The sequence below is a fragment of the Saliniramus fredricksonii genome (assembly GCF_900094735.1).
Classification (GTDB): Bacteria; Pseudomonadota; Alphaproteobacteria; order Rhizobiales; family Beijerinckiaceae; genus Saliniramus; species Saliniramus fredricksonii.
Window position 1 is genome coordinate 692,726 of sequence record NZ_FMBM01000001.1, and the last position, 13,490, is coordinate 706,215.

13 protein-coding genes and 1 pseudogene are annotated in these 13,490 nt (G+C 65.5%); 9 read left to right on the forward strand and 5 right to left on the reverse strand.

The window, feature by feature from the left end:
* Nucleotides 1-286 precede the first annotated feature (286 nt).
* The 7 genes from GA0071312_RS03175 to GA0071312_RS03205 all read left to right on the forward strand — a co-directional run bounded on the left by GA0071312_RS03175 (nucleotide 287) and on the right by GA0071312_RS03205 (nucleotide 6,415).
* Nucleotides 287-967 (forward strand): GcrA family cell cycle regulator, encoded by a 681-nt coding sequence (locus GA0071312_RS03175; RefSeq protein ID WP_074443573.1) that lies wholly within the window; start codon nucleotides 287-289, stop codon nucleotides 965-967.
* A gap of 201 nt (nucleotides 968-1,168) precedes the next feature.
* A complete protein-coding gene (flhA, locus tag GA0071312_RS03180) occupies nucleotides 1,169-3,259 on the forward strand; it encodes a flagellar biosynthesis protein FlhA (RefSeq protein WP_074443574.1) in 2,091 nt (696 codons plus the stop codon).
* Complete coding sequence (locus GA0071312_RS03185) at nucleotides 3,256-4,011, forward strand: flagellar biosynthetic protein FliR (protein WP_108721789.1); 756 nt, start codon at nucleotides 3,256-3,258, stop codon at nucleotides 4,009-4,011. The genes flhA and GA0071312_RS03185 overlap by 4 nt, the downstream gene beginning before the upstream one ends.
* A gap of 3 nt (nucleotides 4,012-4,014) precedes the next feature.
* Nucleotides 4,015-4,503, forward strand: a complete 489-nt coding sequence (locus GA0071312_RS03190; RefSeq protein ID WP_074443575.1) for a hypothetical protein — start codon at nucleotides 4,015-4,017, stop codon at nucleotides 4,501-4,503.
* Between the two features lie 54 nt (nucleotides 4,504-4,557).
* Nucleotides 4,558-5,346, forward strand: a complete 789-nt coding sequence (locus GA0071312_RS03195) for a rod-binding protein (RefSeq protein ID WP_074443576.1) — start codon at nucleotides 4,558-4,560, stop codon at nucleotides 5,344-5,346.
* A gap of 14 nt (nucleotides 5,347-5,360) precedes the next feature.
* Nucleotides 5,361-5,966: a hypothetical protein gene (locus GA0071312_RS03200; protein ID WP_131817688.1), complete on the forward strand. Its 606-nt coding sequence runs from the start codon at nucleotides 5,361-5,363 to the stop codon at nucleotides 5,964-5,966.
* Nucleotides 5,963-6,415, forward strand: coding sequence for a hypothetical protein (locus GA0071312_RS03205; protein WP_074443578.1), 453 nt, complete (start codon nucleotides 5,963-5,965; stop codon nucleotides 6,413-6,415). Before GA0071312_RS03200 ends, GA0071312_RS03205 begins: the two co-directional genes overlap by 4 nt.
* Nucleotides 6,416-6,524: 109 nt before the next feature.
* Here GA0071312_RS03205 and GA0071312_RS03210 read toward each other — a convergent pair whose 3' ends face one another.
* The 5 genes and pseudogenes from GA0071312_RS03210 to ftsW all read right to left on the reverse strand — a co-directional run bounded on the left by GA0071312_RS03210 (nucleotide 6,525) and on the right by ftsW (nucleotide 11,923).
* Nucleotides 6,525-7,247 carry a hypothetical protein gene (locus tag GA0071312_RS03210; RefSeq protein ID WP_074443579.1) on the reverse strand — a complete coding sequence of 241 codons (723 nt, stop codon included), beginning with the start codon at nucleotides 7,245-7,247 and terminating at the stop codon, nucleotides 6,525-6,527.
* A gap of 55 nt (nucleotides 7,248-7,302) precedes the next feature.
* Nucleotides 7,303-8,277, reverse strand: a complete 975-nt coding sequence (gene murB / locus GA0071312_RS03215) for a UDP-N-acetylmuramate dehydrogenase (protein ID WP_074443580.1) — start codon at nucleotides 8,275-8,277, stop codon at nucleotides 7,303-7,305.
* Nucleotides 8,223-9,640 (reverse strand): annotated as a pseudogene (gene murC, locus GA0071312_RS03220) (UDP-N-acetylmuramate--L-alanine ligase). The gene murB and the pseudogene murC overlap by 55 nt, the downstream one beginning before the upstream one ends.
* Nucleotides 9,641-9,662: 22 nt before the next feature.
* Nucleotides 9,663-10,772 carry an undecaprenyldiphospho-muramoylpentapeptide beta-N-acetylglucosaminyltransferase gene (gene murG, locus GA0071312_RS03225; protein ID WP_074443581.1) on the reverse strand — a complete coding sequence of 370 codons (1,110 nt, stop codon included), beginning with the start codon at nucleotides 10,770-10,772 and terminating at the stop codon, nucleotides 9,663-9,665.
* Nucleotides 10,773-10,774: 2 nt separating this feature from the next.
* Nucleotides 10,775-11,923, reverse strand: coding sequence for a putative lipid II flippase FtsW (gene ftsW / locus GA0071312_RS03230; RefSeq protein ID WP_074443582.1), 1,149 nt, complete (start codon nucleotides 11,921-11,923; stop codon nucleotides 10,775-10,777).
* Nucleotides 11,924-12,183: 260 nt separating this feature from the next.
* On the opposite strand from ftsW, the gene GA0071312_RS20440 reads away from it, so the two are divergent.
* Nucleotides 12,184-12,819, forward strand: a complete 636-nt coding sequence (locus GA0071312_RS20440) for a SidA/IucD/PvdA family monooxygenase (RefSeq protein WP_275261836.1) — start codon at nucleotides 12,184-12,186, stop codon at nucleotides 12,817-12,819.
* Entirely contained in the window at nucleotides 12,819-13,481 is a 663-nt protein-coding gene (locus tag GA0071312_RS20445; protein ID WP_275261837.1) for a SidA/IucD/PvdA family monooxygenase, read from the forward strand. The genes GA0071312_RS20440 and GA0071312_RS20445 overlap by 1 nt, the downstream gene beginning before the upstream one ends.
* Nucleotides 13,482-13,490 lie beyond the last annotated feature (9 nt).

Genomic DNA, 13,490 nt, shown 5'->3' on the forward strand with positions numbered 1-13,490 from the left:
AAAAGCACGCACAGCTTTGCGACGGACTGCGCTGTGACGCAAGAAGCAGGAACAGGACTTCAGCAAAACCGCGAGATTCCATCACGGAAAACTTCTCCTGTTGAAAACGAATCAGTGTGCCGAGGGACTCTTGCGCCCGAGTCACCGCCTTGTGTAGGGTCTCAATCATCAGATCAGTCATCTGATGCGGCGAATTCCCCAGCCTTCGCAAGCAGGGCGCGCGATCGTGAGCGATCGTCCGCGAGGGAGAGGGATTCTGGGAACGGCGAGCCCGCGAGGAGGCGGCATGACGGATACGAGCGCGACCTGGAACGACGAACGCGTCGAGCAGCTCAAGAAGCTCTGGGCCGAAGGCAAGAGCGCCAGCCAGATCGCGGCGGAGATCGGCGGCATCAGCCGCAACGCGGTGATCGGCAAGGTCCACCGCCTCGGTCTCGCCGGGCGCCCCAAGGCCGGAAGCGCCGGTGGTGGGCGCAGCCGTAGCGGTAACGGCGAGGCGAAAGCCGGCGATGCAGGCGCCCAGGCGGCGACTCCGGCAAATGCGGAGCCTGCGGCATCCGCGCAGGAAGCAGCCAATGCGGCGCCGGCGGAGCGCACGGATCGCCGGGCCGGCACACAGGATGCAACGCCCGGCAACACGCCCTCCACGCGCAATGCCGAGGCGGCTTCTGCAGGCAGGGCCGCTCCGGCAGGCTTGCAGGGCAGGGATTTCGGCGTGACCGGCAGCGCTGGCGCAGCGCCACGCAGCGGCAAGGTCGAGCCCGTGCCGGAATTCGAGCAGCATGTCACCATCATGGAACTGCGCGAGGGCATGTGCCGCTGGCCGATCGGCGATCCGACCTCGGCCGAATTCCGCTTCTGCGGTGCGCGCGCCGATATCGGGGTGCCCTATTGCACTCACCACGCGCGTATTGCCTATCAGCCCGCAGCCGACCGGCGGCGCGAGCGCAAGGCCGCCAACGGCTGATCCGGAAAACCGGGCTTGCACGGGACTGAAGCGGGGGCGCCTGAGCGCCCCTTTTTCATGCGTGACGACACGGGCTGCGTGACAACACGGGCCGTGACCAAACCCGCCGCAACGCCACTTTCGCACAAGCCTCGGCGGCGAGATTGCTTTCGTATTCTGGCGCCGGTTGCGTGATCCGGCGCGCCGGGCACGGGGGCATTCATGAGTCAGGCGGTCGCGGGTGAGGGCATCGGTCTCGTGCAGAGGCGCGGGATGGAAGTGAGCTTTGCTGCCGGCATCGTTCTGATCCTCACCATTCTCTTCCTGCCGATCCCGAAATTCATCATCGATATGGGGCTTGCGATCTCGATCGCGCTCTCGGTGCTGATCCTGATGGTGGCGCTCTGGATCAACAAGCCGCTGGAATTCTCCGCCTTCCCCACCGTCCTTCTGATCGCCACCATGTTGCGGCTGGCACTCAACGTGGCGACAACGCGGCTGATCCTCGCCAATGGCGACGAGGGCGGCGCAGCGGCGGGCCATATCATCGACGGTTTTGCGCAGATGGTGATGAGCGGCGATTTCGTCATCGGCATCATCGTCTTCGTGATCCTGGTCACGGTGAATTTTCTCGTCATCACCAAGGGCGCCACGCGTATCGCGGAGGTCGGCGCGCGCTTTACACTCGACGCCATACCCGGCAAGCAGATGGCCATCGATGCCGATCTCTCCGCCGGCATCATCGACGAAAAGGAAGCCCAGCGCCGCCGGCGCGAGCTCGAGGAGGAAAGCTCCTTCTTCGGCTCCATGGACGGCGCTTCGAAATTCGTGCGCGGCGACGCCATTGCCGGGATCATCATCACGGCGGTGAACCTGTTCGGCGGCATCATCATCGGTACCACCCGCCACGGCATGCAGCTCGGCGAGGCGGCGGACGTGTTTACGCGGCTCTCGGTGGGTGACGGGCTGGTCACGCAGATCCCCGCGCTGATCGTGGCGCTCGCCGCAGGCCTGCTGGTCTCGAAGGGCTCGACACGCGGTGCCGCCGAACAGGCGGTGCTGGGCCAGCTCGGCGCCTATCCGCGTGCGCTTTTCGTGGCAGCCAGCGTGATGGTCCTGCTTGGCCTCACCCCGGGCCTGCCCGGGTTGCCGCTGTTTGCGCTCGCCGCCCTGCTTGGCTTCGTCGCCTGGATCGTGCCCCGCAAACGCGCCGAGAGCGAAGCCCGCAAGGCCGAAGAGGCGAAGGCCGAGGAGGTGCGCGTTCAGGAGGAGAGCCGCGACTCGGTCAAGGAATCGCTCAAGACGGCGGAGATCGAACTCATTCTGGGCAAGCAGCTCGCCACCGAACTGCTGACCGCCCACGGCGAACTCGCCGCCCGCGTCGGCAAGATGCGCCGCAAGTTCGCGCGTCAATACGGCTTCGTCGTGCCCGAGATCAAGCTCTCGGATTCTCTCGTTCTCGCCCCGAAATCCTACGAGATCCGGATTCACGGCACAGCAGTGGCAAGCAGTGCCCTGCGGGTCGGCGAAGTGCTGGTGATCACCGGCGATGCCGGCAAGCCGGACGTCCCGGGTGATCCCGTGCGCGAACCGGCCTTCGGCATGAATGCCATGTGGGTCTCGGAGAGCTATGCGGCGGAAGTGCGCCGGGAGGGATTCACGCCGGTGGACATCGTCTCGGTGCTGCTGACGCATCTCTCGGAGACCATCCGCAACAACCTGCCTTCGCTGCTCTCCTACAAGGACATGCGCGCCCTGCTCGACCGGCTCGACCCGGAATACAAGCGCCTGATCGACGATATCTGCCCGGCGCAGATCTCCTATTCCGGGCTGCAGGGCGTGCTCAAGCTGCTGCTCGCCGAGCGCGTCTCGATCCGCAACCTGCATCTGATCCTCGAAGCCATCGCCGAGATCGCGCCGCATGTGCGCCGCTCCGAGCAGGTGGTCGAGCATGTGCGCATGCGCATGGGACAGCAGATCTGCGGCGATCTCACCGAAGGCGGCGCGCTCAAGGTGCTGCGGCTCGGCACGCGCTGGGATCTCGCCTTCCATCAGGCGGTCAAGCGCGACGCCAAGGGCGAGGTGATCGAGTTCGACATCGACCCGCGCCAGCTCGAGGAATTCGGCCAGGCCGCCTCCGCCGCCATCAAGGAGCGCATGGCGCAGGGCCACAACTTCGCCCTCGTCGCCGCCCCCGATGCACGCCCCTATGTGCGCATGGTGATCGAGCGCCTCTTCGCCACCCTGCCCGTGCTCTCGCATGTGGAGATCCCGCGCGGGGTCGAGGTGGAGACGCTGGGCGCGATCTCGTGAGCCTGATCTCCACCGACATGATCCTCGCCACCTTCGTGGTCTTCTGCCGCGTGGGAGCCTGCCTGATGATCATGCCGGGTTTCTCCTCCGCCCGGATTCCGGTGCAGGTGCGGCTCTTCGTGGTGATCGGGCTGAGCCTCGCCATGAGCCCGATGCTGATGCCGGACATCATGCCCGCTATTGCCGGGACGGGCCTTGCCGGCCTCGTCGGGCTGATCGTGACGGAGAGCCTGATCGGTGCGCAGTTCGGGCTGGTCGGGCGCCTGTTCTTCCTCGCGCTCCAGACCATCGGCCAGGCGATCGCCATGTTCATGGGTTTCGGCATGATGGCCGGCGTGGCCATCGACGAGCCCGACCCGGTTCCCGCCCTGACATCCTTCATGATGCTCTCGGCAACGGCATTGCTGTTCATTACCGACCAGCACTGGGAGATCATACGCGGGCTCACGGGGACCTATGTCCTGCTGCCGCCCATGGGCGGCTTCGACGCGCAATTCTCGCTGATTCGCATTGCCGATACGCTCGCGGAAGCCTTCGTGCTGGCGCTGCAGATCGCCTCGCCCTTTCTGGTCTTCTCCTTCCTGCTGAATTTCGCCATGGGCGTGATGAACAAGATGATCCCCCAGGTGCCGGTCTATTTCATCTCCTTGCCCTACATGATCATGGGCGGTTTGCTGATCTTCTATTTTCTCTCGGACGAAATCTTCGTGCTGTTCAACCAGCGCTTCGGCGCCTGGCTCGCGGGAGGCTGATCGGTGGGTGAGGCAGGCGAACGGCTGAGACGGCTCAAACGGCTACAGGATGTGCAAAAGCAGCGCCATCGGCTGGAGGAATGGAAGCTCGCGCGCCTGCGCCAGGAGGAGAACGGGCTGCGCAAGGCGCAGGAAGAGGTGCTCGATGCACTCAATGCCGACCATCCCCTGCACGGGCTGTTTCTCGCCGGCCTCGGTGCGCGGGTCGGCAGTCTGGGGCGTGCCATCTCCGCGAAACAGCGCGCGGGCGCGCAACAGGCGGTGAAGACGCTGGAGCAGGGGCGCCGGCAGGACGTCGCCGAAAAATTCGTCCGCCGCGCCCGGCGCGATGCCGACGAAGAGGAGCGGCGCAGGGATTTCCTCGATTACCTCGATCGCCACCTCGCGCAAACCGGTGAGGAGCCATCGCTGGCCGCGCCGGCCCCGGCGTCCGGCGACGCGCCCGACGGCAATGCTTCGGTGCGCAAGCCTGGCGTAAGCGCCGGGCTCTAACGTGGAACCCGTCACGTTCGCCTGTCCGATCCACGATGCAGGAGGTTGGAGCCGATGATCAACCCGCCTTCGGATATCATTCTCGATGTCGCGCGCGCGGCCGATCCCGGCAAGCAGGCCAGGGCGACGCAACGCCTGGCCACGCTGGCCGGTGACGGATCGGGAAATCCGCATGCCTTCGCCGCGGCGATGGAGAATTCCGGAAAAGATTCGGTCACCGCGCAAACGCCGTTTCGCGCCGCCGAGGCGCGCATCGCCATGCAGAACCGTGATGCGCTCGGTGCGGCGGGCAACGCCGGTTCACCTGCCGGCAGCGCCGATCTGCGCAATCGCCTCGACCCGCTGGCCGCTGCCGGCAACGGGGCCGACGCGTCGCGGCAGGCGCCGACAGCCGGCAATCAGCCGATGACGCCGGAACAGGAATTCGAGGCCTTCATTCTGCGCAGCTTCGTCGAGACCATGCTGCCCGACGATGCGACCGCCTCCTACGGCTCCGGCACGGCGGGTGATATCTGGAAGGGCATGCAGGCTGAGCAGATCGGCAATGCAATGGCCCGCTCCGGCGGTATCGGCATCGCCGAACAATTGGCGAAGCTGCATCCCGACGATGCCCCGGCAGGGAAGGCTGGCGGCTTCGGCGTGACGCCGACACAGGCTGCAGCCACGCTGCAGGCTTCCGCTTCCGGCGACGGGGATGCCGGCATGATCGAGCGTCTGATGGCTGGGACGGGCGATGCCGGAGCCCGCCCGGCGCTCGACGAGGTCGCGGCGGGCGACGACATCTTTTCTGATCCCCATGAAGCCAGCCTCTTCTTTGCCGGCTTATGGCGTAATGGCGGCTGAGGCGAAGCATCATCATGAGATTCCATTCGCAGGACCAGACGAACATGCCAGCGGCGTTGACGAAGCCGGCGCGTAAGCCAAAGCAGGAAACGGATGACCCGGGACTGCTCTCGGCGGGGTTCTCGCAAGAGGCCGCGCCGGTGATGGCTGTGCCGGCTACTCTTCCGGTATGCGGGCCATCCGGTTCCGGGCGCCAGATGAGCCCCGCAGCGCATACCGCGCTCGCGGTCGCGCAGCGGCTGGAGGCGCTCTTGCGCGAGGAAATCACCTTGTTGCGCGGCGCCTCGGTGGACACGCTCAAGCAGATGAACCACCGCAAGAGCCAGTGCCTGCTCGAACTGAGCCGGGCGGCGCGGGCGCTGGGCGACGAGCCGGCCCCGCCGGCACTCGAACAGGGGCTCGATCGCCTCAAGCAGGTCGTCGCCGACAATCAGCAGACCCTGTCGACCCATATCGTCGCGGTACGCGACATAGCCGGGCTGATCGCCGAGGTCATGCAGGCGCATGAATCGGACGGCACCTATGCCGATCGCCCGGCACCACGGCCGCCGCTGGGCGGGGCGCATGCTGCCGATTCCGGCGGCGCGCCCCGGCCTGATCAGAAAGGTGCAAAGCCATGATGCGCATGATCCTGGCCGGATTCTGGCTCTGTCTGGTGACGCTGGCCTCGGGCTATGGCGCGGTGGAATACTTCACCCGCCAGGCCGGCGCGGCGACGGAGGATTCCGGCTATTTTCAGGGCATCACCTACGAGACGACCCGCACCATGACGGTGCCCGTCATCACGGACGGGGCCGTCGAGGGATACGTGGTGGCGCAATTCGTCTATACGGCGCAGAGCAGCACATTGCAGGCGCTGGGCGTGCCGGCAGAATCCTTCATCATGGACGAGGCCTTCCACCACATCTTTACCAGCGAGGATATCGATTTTCGCGAACTGCGCCGCTTCGACAGCCGCGCTTTCCTCGCGCAACTCACGGAGCGGGTGAATGCCCGCCTGGAGGGCCCGGTCATACGCGAGATGCTGATCGAGGAGTTCAATTTCGTCGACGACAGCCAGTTGCGCTGACGCGGCGCGAGCGCTGACGATTCGGGCGCATGCCGGGTTATCCGGCTCGAAGCCGCCGCGATCCATGCGACCCGCCGCGACGACGGCCAGTACGGCCGCGCGACCGGTCTCAGCTGCGCTCAGCCTCGACGCAGCCTTCTTCCTCGAGGCCGGCGATGAGATCCTGTGCTTCGTTGCGCAGCATGATGAAGCGCTCCAGCCTGTCGAGGGTCTCGACGGCCTCGGTGCGCAGACGGAGGAGCTCGAGCAGATCGTTGCGATCACTGCGGGTGATGCGCGCTTTCAGGATGGTCTGGCGCTCGGTTTCGAGGGCTTCGTAGAGGCGCGTCTGCTCAGGGGAGCGACGCTCGATGCGGATCTGGTCGACGAAAGTCGCAGCCAGCGCATCGCAGCGCTCCTGGCCCGAAAGCCCAGCCCCGCCATCGGGGCGCGCGACCGGACAATATTGCCCGCGCCAGCCCGCGACGATCGAGCGACCCTCGTCGAGGGTGCGCAGGGCACGCCGGATCGCGCGATCGAAATCACGCATCTCACGGCTGCGCAGCATGGTAAGCAATTCTTCCAGCCGCGCCTCGGGCGGGCGGGTCTCGTCATCCATCAACGCTTCGAAGGTCGCCAGAACGGCGGTCTGCTCGTCGTAGAGCGCCTCGATGCGCATGTTTTCGGTGAGTTCCTCGGCATAGTCGAGGGCGAAATTCATGCAGTATTGCGGCTCCTGCCCGGTGCGCGCATCGGCATTTGCCGCCATCCCGATGGCGGCGAGACCCAGAACCAGCGCGATGACGCCCGCGCGACGGAAACGACCCGTGATCATGTCCGCAAGATGGCTCATCCCCGACATTTCGGCAAGATGCAGATCGGCACGTCACGCAGCCTTGATCATGCGCTCAACCCGGCAGGCCGATGCGGCGTATCTCCCAGATGAGTTCGACGCCGCTCGTCTCATGCACCTTTCGGCGCACGTCCTCGCCCAGCGCCTCGATATCGGCGGCTGTGGCATGGCCGTGATTGATCAGGAAATTGCAATGCATCGGCGAGACCTGCGCATCGCCGATCTGCAGCCCGCGACAGCCGGCAGCGTCGATCAGTTCCCAGGCCTTCATCCCGGGCGGGTTCCTGAAGGTGGAGCCGCCGGTGCGGGTATTGACGGGCTGTGTCGACGAGCGCGCCTCGGTGATTTCCTGCATGCGCGCGAGCAGCGCCTGCGGATCGCCGGGATAGCCCTGGAACAGCGCCTGGGTGAAGATCATGTCGACCGCAACCGCGCTGTGGCGATACGCAAAACCCATCGCCGCATTGTCGAGCACGTGCACCGCGCCCATATTGTCGAGGGCCCGCACTTCGACGAGCACATCCTTCACTTCGCCGCCATAGGCCCCGCCATTCATGCGCAAGGCTCCGCCGATGGCGCCGGGAATGCCACGCAGGAAGGTGAGCCCGTCGATCCCCGCTTCCGCCGCGATGCGCGCGACCTTCACATCCGCCGCGCCCGTACCGGCGCGCACGCGATGGCCGTCTTCGACCGCAATCTGCGCAAAACCCCGCCCGAGCCGGATCAGCACGCCGGGCAGGCCACCGTCGCGGATCAGCAGGTTGGAGCCACGACCGATCACCGTCAGCGGCAGATCCGGCGGCCGGTTCGCAAGAAACAGCGCCAGATCCGCTTCGTCGGCGGGCTCGAACAGGAGCTGCGCCGGCCCGCCGGTGCGAAACCAGGACAAGGGCGCTGCCGGCGCATTCGCCGTGAGCGTGCCGCGCAGATCCGGTATCGCGGCGCGGATGTCCTGCCTGCGATCGGGAAAGCCGCTCACCTGCGCTCTCCCGTCAGTGCGATGAGCTGATCGGGCAGGGCATAAGCCCATTGCGTGATATTGCCGGCGCCCAGAAACATGACGTAATCGCCGGGCCCGGCCAGATCCGCGATGATGGCGGGCAGATCGTCGGGCTTGTCCAGCGACATCACCGAGCGATGTCCGCGCGTCTTCAGCCCGGTGACCAGCCCGTCGCGATCGGCGCCGGGAATATGGGCCTCCCCCGCCGCATAGACATCGGCCACGATCACCGTATCGGCATCGTTGAAGCAGGTGCAGAAGTCGTCGAACAGCGCCTTCAGGCGGGTATGGCGATGCGGCTGCACGATGGCGATGACCTTGCCCTCGGCGGAGGCGCGGGCGGCCTTGAGCACGGCGGCAATCTCCACCGGGTGATGGCCGTAATCGTCGAAGATGGTGGCGCCGTTCCATGCCCCCGTGCGGGTGAAGCGTCGCTTGACGCCACCGAAACCGGCCAGCGCGTCGCGGATCGCATCCGGGCTCATGCCCAGTTCATAGGCGAGTGCAAGCGCGCCGACGGCGTTGAGCATGTTGTGATGGCCGGGCATCGGCATGACGAGATCGGGGATCTCCACGCTCTCGGCCCTCTTGCGGTCGTGGATCGTCACGCTGAACCGGCTGCGCCCGCCGGTCAGATCGATATCATGCACCCGCACATCCGCCTGCCGGTTGGTGCCGTAGGTCACGATCCGCCGGTCCTCGATGCGCCCGACGAGATCCTGCACCGCCGGATGATCGATGCACATCACCGCGAAACCGTAGAACGGGATGTTCTCGATGAAAGTGAAGAACGCCGCCTTGACCGCGTCATAGGTCTCGAAATGATCGAGATGCTCGGCATCGATATTGGTGACGATGGCATAGTCGCAGGGCAGCTTCAGGAAGGTGCCGTCGGATTCATCGGCCTCGACCACCATCCAGTCTCCCTTGCCCATGCGGGCATTGGTGCCATAGGCGTTGATGATGCCGCCATTGATCACCGTCGGATCGAAATTCCCGCCTTCCAGCAGGGTGGCGACGATGGAGGTGGTGGTGGTCTTGCCGTGGGTGCCGGCGATGGCGATCGCGGTCTTGAGCCGCATCAGTTCCGCGAGCATCTCGGCGCGGCGCACCACGGGCAGGCGCAATTCACGCGCGGCGGCGAGTTCGGGATTGTCGCGCCGGATCGCGGTGGAGACGACGACGACTTCCGCGTCCTGAACGTTTTCGGCCGCATGGCCGGTGAAGGTGGCAATGCCTTTCTTCGCGAGCCGCGCCACATTGGCATTGCCGACCGAGGCATCCGAGCCCTGCACCGTATAGCCGAGATTGTGCATCACCTCGGCGATGCCCGACATGCCGATCCCCCGATACCGATGAAATGGATGGGGCCGAGTTTCGGGGGCAGTTTCATGATGCTTCTCTCGTTCGGGCGCTCAGCCCTGCTTGCTGGCAAGATGCATGACCAGATCGGCGAGGCGCTCCGCCGCATCCGGTATGCCTGCGCTCTTGGCCGCCTGCGCCGCTTTCGTCAAGCCTTCCGGATCGGCCAGACGCGAGGTGAGCTCCTGCGCCAGACGCTGTGGCGTAAATTCCGTTTGTGGAAGCATCAGGGCAGCGCCGGTATCGGAAAGCAGCGCGGCATTGGCTGCCTGGTCCTGATCAAGGGCGCCGGGCAGGGGCACAAGGATGGCCGGTCGCCCGATCACGGCGAGCTCCGAAACGGTCGAGGCGCCAGAGCGCGATATGACGAGATGCGACCGCGCGATACGCCCGGGCAGATCCCGGAAGAAGGGCGCGATCTCGGCGCTGACGCCGTTTTGCGCATAGACATCGCGCACGCGTTCCAGATCTTCGGGCCGCGCCTGCTGCGTGATGCGGATGCGCGCGCGCAACTCCGGCGTGAGCAGCGCGATGGCCTGTGGCACGATATCCGACATGATCCGCGCGCCCTGGCTGCCGCCGAAAGCGAGCAGGTTCAGCGGCGCGTCGTCCGTCGCGGCGGGATAGGGGATCTGTGCTGCTTCCAGTACGTTCGCACGTACCGGATTGCCCGTCATCACGATTTTCGCCTTCATCGCGTCGGATATGCCGCGCAGCTCCGGCACGCTCGACGCCAGATGCGTCACGCGCCCGGCGAGAAAGCGGTTGGCGCGCCCGATCACACCGTTCTGCTCATGCAGAACCGTCCTGCAGCCTGCAAGACTGCCCGCGAGCAGGGGCGGGACGGTGGGATAGCCGCCGAACCCGACCACGACATCCGGTCGCGCCCGCGCGATCAGCCGGCGCGCCCGGAAGAACCCGCGTGCGAGCGTCACCAGCGCCTTGAGCGCCGCCACGGGCGAGCGTCCGGAGGGCGTCGCGGCGGGGATGGCGACGACTTCGTTGGCGGGGAAGCGCTCGGCCAGTTCCCCGATGCGGTTGTCGGTCACCAGCACGATGCCGCAGCCGCGTGCGCGCAGGATGCCGGCCAGTGCCTCGGCGGGGAAGAGATGCCCGCCCGTGCCGCCGGCGGAGATCATCACGAGGGGCTTGTCGGCACGCATGGTCAGGCTCCGGCGGGGCGCGGCACATAGGCGCGCGGATGCAGCCGCGAACGCGGGCGCTTGCGTGTCAGGGCGATCAGGAAGCCGGCGGCGAGCGCGAGCGAGAACAGCGACGAGCCGCCATAGGAGATGAAGGGCAGGGTCATGCCCTTGGCGGGAAGGAGATTGACATTGACCATCATGTTGATGCTGGCCTGCAACCCGAACAACAGCAACAGCCCGGACACTGCGAGCCGCGAAAAGGCATCCTCGTTGCGGCCTGCCAGCAACAGGCCCCGCAGCACGATGAAGGCATAGATCATCACGATGACGAGGCAGATCGCGATGCCGAATTCCTCCGCCGTCACCGCGAAGATGAAATCGGTATGGGCATCGGGCAGCACACGCTTGACCGTACCCTCGCCCGGCCCTTGCCCGAGCCAGCCGCCGCGTGCGAAGGATTCGAGCGCCATGTCGACCTGAAAGGTATCGCCGGATTCACTGTCGAGAAAGCGGGTGATGCGTTCGCGCACATGCGGCAGCAGATTATAGGCGCTGATGATGCCGATCACGCCGACCCCGCCGAGCCCCATCACCCAGAACCAGTGCAGACCGGCGATGAAGAACATCCCGGCCCAGATGGCGGTGATCAGCATGGTCTGGCCGAAATCCGGCTGCAGGATCAGGGGCGTGATCGTCAGAGGCAGCAGCGCGAAGGCAATCCAGACCGCCGGCAGATCCGGCCGCCGTGCCGCTTCGGAAAAGGCCCAGGCGGTGAGGATCACGAAGGCCGGCTTGACGAATTCCGAGGGTTGGACGCTCACGCCCATCAGCGATATCCAGCGATGCGCGCCCTTGATCTCGGGCCCGTACTGGATCGCGGCCACGACCAGCACCATGCCGATGACATAGGTGGCCAGCGCAAGCCGGCGGATCAGCCTTGCATCGAGGAAGGAGATCGTCACCAGCAGCATCAGCGCCGGCAACAGGAACAGCGCCTGCCGCTCGACGAAATGGAAGGTCGAGAGCCCGATCCGCGAGGCGACCGGGGGCCCGCCACCCATCAGCATGACGAGACCGATCACCATCAGCCCGAACAGGGCGGCCAGCAATGACCGATCGATCGTCCACCACCAATCGCCGACGAGCGAGCGCTGCGCACGCGAGACCATGCTTCATCCCCGAAATCACGCCGAACGGACCGGCTCCCCGACGGAAGCCTCTGACGGACAGCCATGACGCGATTGTGGTGAACGGCTGGTTAAGAAGGACTGAAGAAGGCGCATGATCGCCCGGATGTGGCGCGGCTGCAAGCGCAACAGGAGCAAACCGGACTTGACAGATAATACACTTGTTACGGGCATTAAACTATTTTGCAACCATTAAAGGGCAACGTCTCAGTTGGTTCACCTGCGAAGCGAGGAGCGGTCGCGTGCCACGGACAACAGAAATCCATGATCTTCTCGGCATCGGTCTTGGCCCCGCCAATCTCGCGCTCGCACTGGCGCTTGATCCGCACATGATGCGGTTTCGGTTTCTGGAGCGAAAGCCCCGGTTCGGCTGGCATGAGGGCATGCTTCTGGAAGACGCGACCATGCAGGTCTCCTTCCTCAAGGACCTTGTCACCCAGCGCGATCCGACCAGCCCATACAGTTTCCTCTGCTATCTGAAGGAGCGTGGCAGGCTCAGCGCCTTCCTGAACCTGCGGGAGTTCAATCCGACCCGGCGCGAATTCCACGATTATCTCGCCTGGTGCGCCGGGCATGTCGCCGAGCATGTGGACTACGATACCGAGGTGCTTGGAATCGATCTGGCGCCGATCTCCGATCGTGCGGGACCGGGAGGAACGCTCAGCGTGAAGGTCCGCAGCGGCAGCTATGTCAGGCAGATTCATGCACGCAACATTTCCCTCGCTCTGGGTCTGAAACCGCGCATGCCGGAGGGAATCGTCGCGGATCGCCGGATCTGGCATTCCGGCGATCTGCTGCACCGCCTTGAAGGCCTCACCCCCCCGAGGGCGCACGCTATGCCGTCATCGGCGCCGGGCAGAGCGCCGCCGAAACGGTGATGCATCTGCTCACGCGCGACCCCCAGGCGCAGGTTCATGCGGTGATGACACCTTTCGGATTTCTGCCTGCGGACGATTCCGCCTTCGTCAACGAGATTTTCGATGCCGAGAGCGTGGATGCCTTCTTCGCCATGTCGCAGGACCTGCGCGCGCAGCTACTGGATCGCCATGCCAATACCAATTACGGGGTCGCTGATCCGGAGATCATCGCAGCCCTCTATCGTGCGACCTACAAGGACCGTGTCTCCGGAAGGCAGCGCCTGCATCTGGAGCGCCTGACGCGCCTCGTCCATGCCGCGCATGACGGTGCCGGGCTTGCACTCACGCTGAGCGATCCGACCGGCGCGCAGCACCGCAGCCTCGGGGTGGATTATCTCGTCTGCGCCACCGGTTACAGCCCCGTCGCGCCCGAGAGCCTGTTCAGCGATGCCTTGCGGGAATTGCTCCGCACCAATGCGCAGGGCAAGCCGCAGCTCGGGCGCGACTATCGCGTCGCCACCGACCCACGCCTGAGCGCCGGAATCTATATCCAGGGCGATTGCGAGAACAGCCACGGGCTCACGGCGACCCTGCTCTCGAATCTCGCCATCCGCGCCGGCGAGATCAGCGAAAGCCTGACCCGACATGCCGGGGCGCGCCATTTCGCTGATGTCGGCACCTGAACCCGGCAT

Coding starts and splice junctions, on each gene's coding strand:
- GA0071312_RS03175 (WP_074443573.1), top strand. CDS start 287: ATGACGGATACGAGCGCGACCTGGAACGACGAACGCGTCGAGCAGCTC.
- flhA (WP_074443574.1), top strand. CDS start 1,169: ATGAGTCAGGCGGTCGCGGGTGAGGGCATCGGTCTCGTGCAGAGGCGC.
- GA0071312_RS03195 (WP_074443576.1), top strand. CDS start 4,558: ATGATCAACCCGCCTTCGGATATCATTCTCGATGTCGCGCGCGCGGCC.
- GA0071312_RS03200 (WP_131817688.1), top strand. CDS start 5,361: ATGAGATTCCATTCGCAGGACCAGACGAACATGCCAGCGGCGTTGACG.
- GA0071312_RS03205 (WP_074443578.1), top strand. CDS start 5,963: ATGATGCGCATGATCCTGGCCGGATTCTGGCTCTGTCTGGTGACGCTG.
- GA0071312_RS03210 (WP_074443579.1), bottom strand. CDS start 7,247: ATGAGCCATCTTGCGGACATGATCACGGGTCGTTTCCGTCGCGCGGGC.
- murB (WP_074443580.1), bottom strand. CDS start 8,277: ATGGGCTTATGCCCTGCCCGATCAGCTCATCGCACTGACGGGAGAGCG.
- murG (WP_074443581.1), bottom strand. CDS start 10,772: ATGCGTGCCGACAAGCCCCTCGTGATGATCTCCGCCGGCGGCACGGGC.
- ftsW (WP_074443582.1), bottom strand. CDS start 11,923: ATGGTCTCGCGTGCGCAGCGCTCGCTCGTCGGCGATTGGTGGTGGACG.
- GA0071312_RS20445 (WP_275261837.1), top strand. CDS start 12,819: ATGCATCTGCTCACGCGCGACCCCCAGGCGCAGGTTCATGCGGTGATG.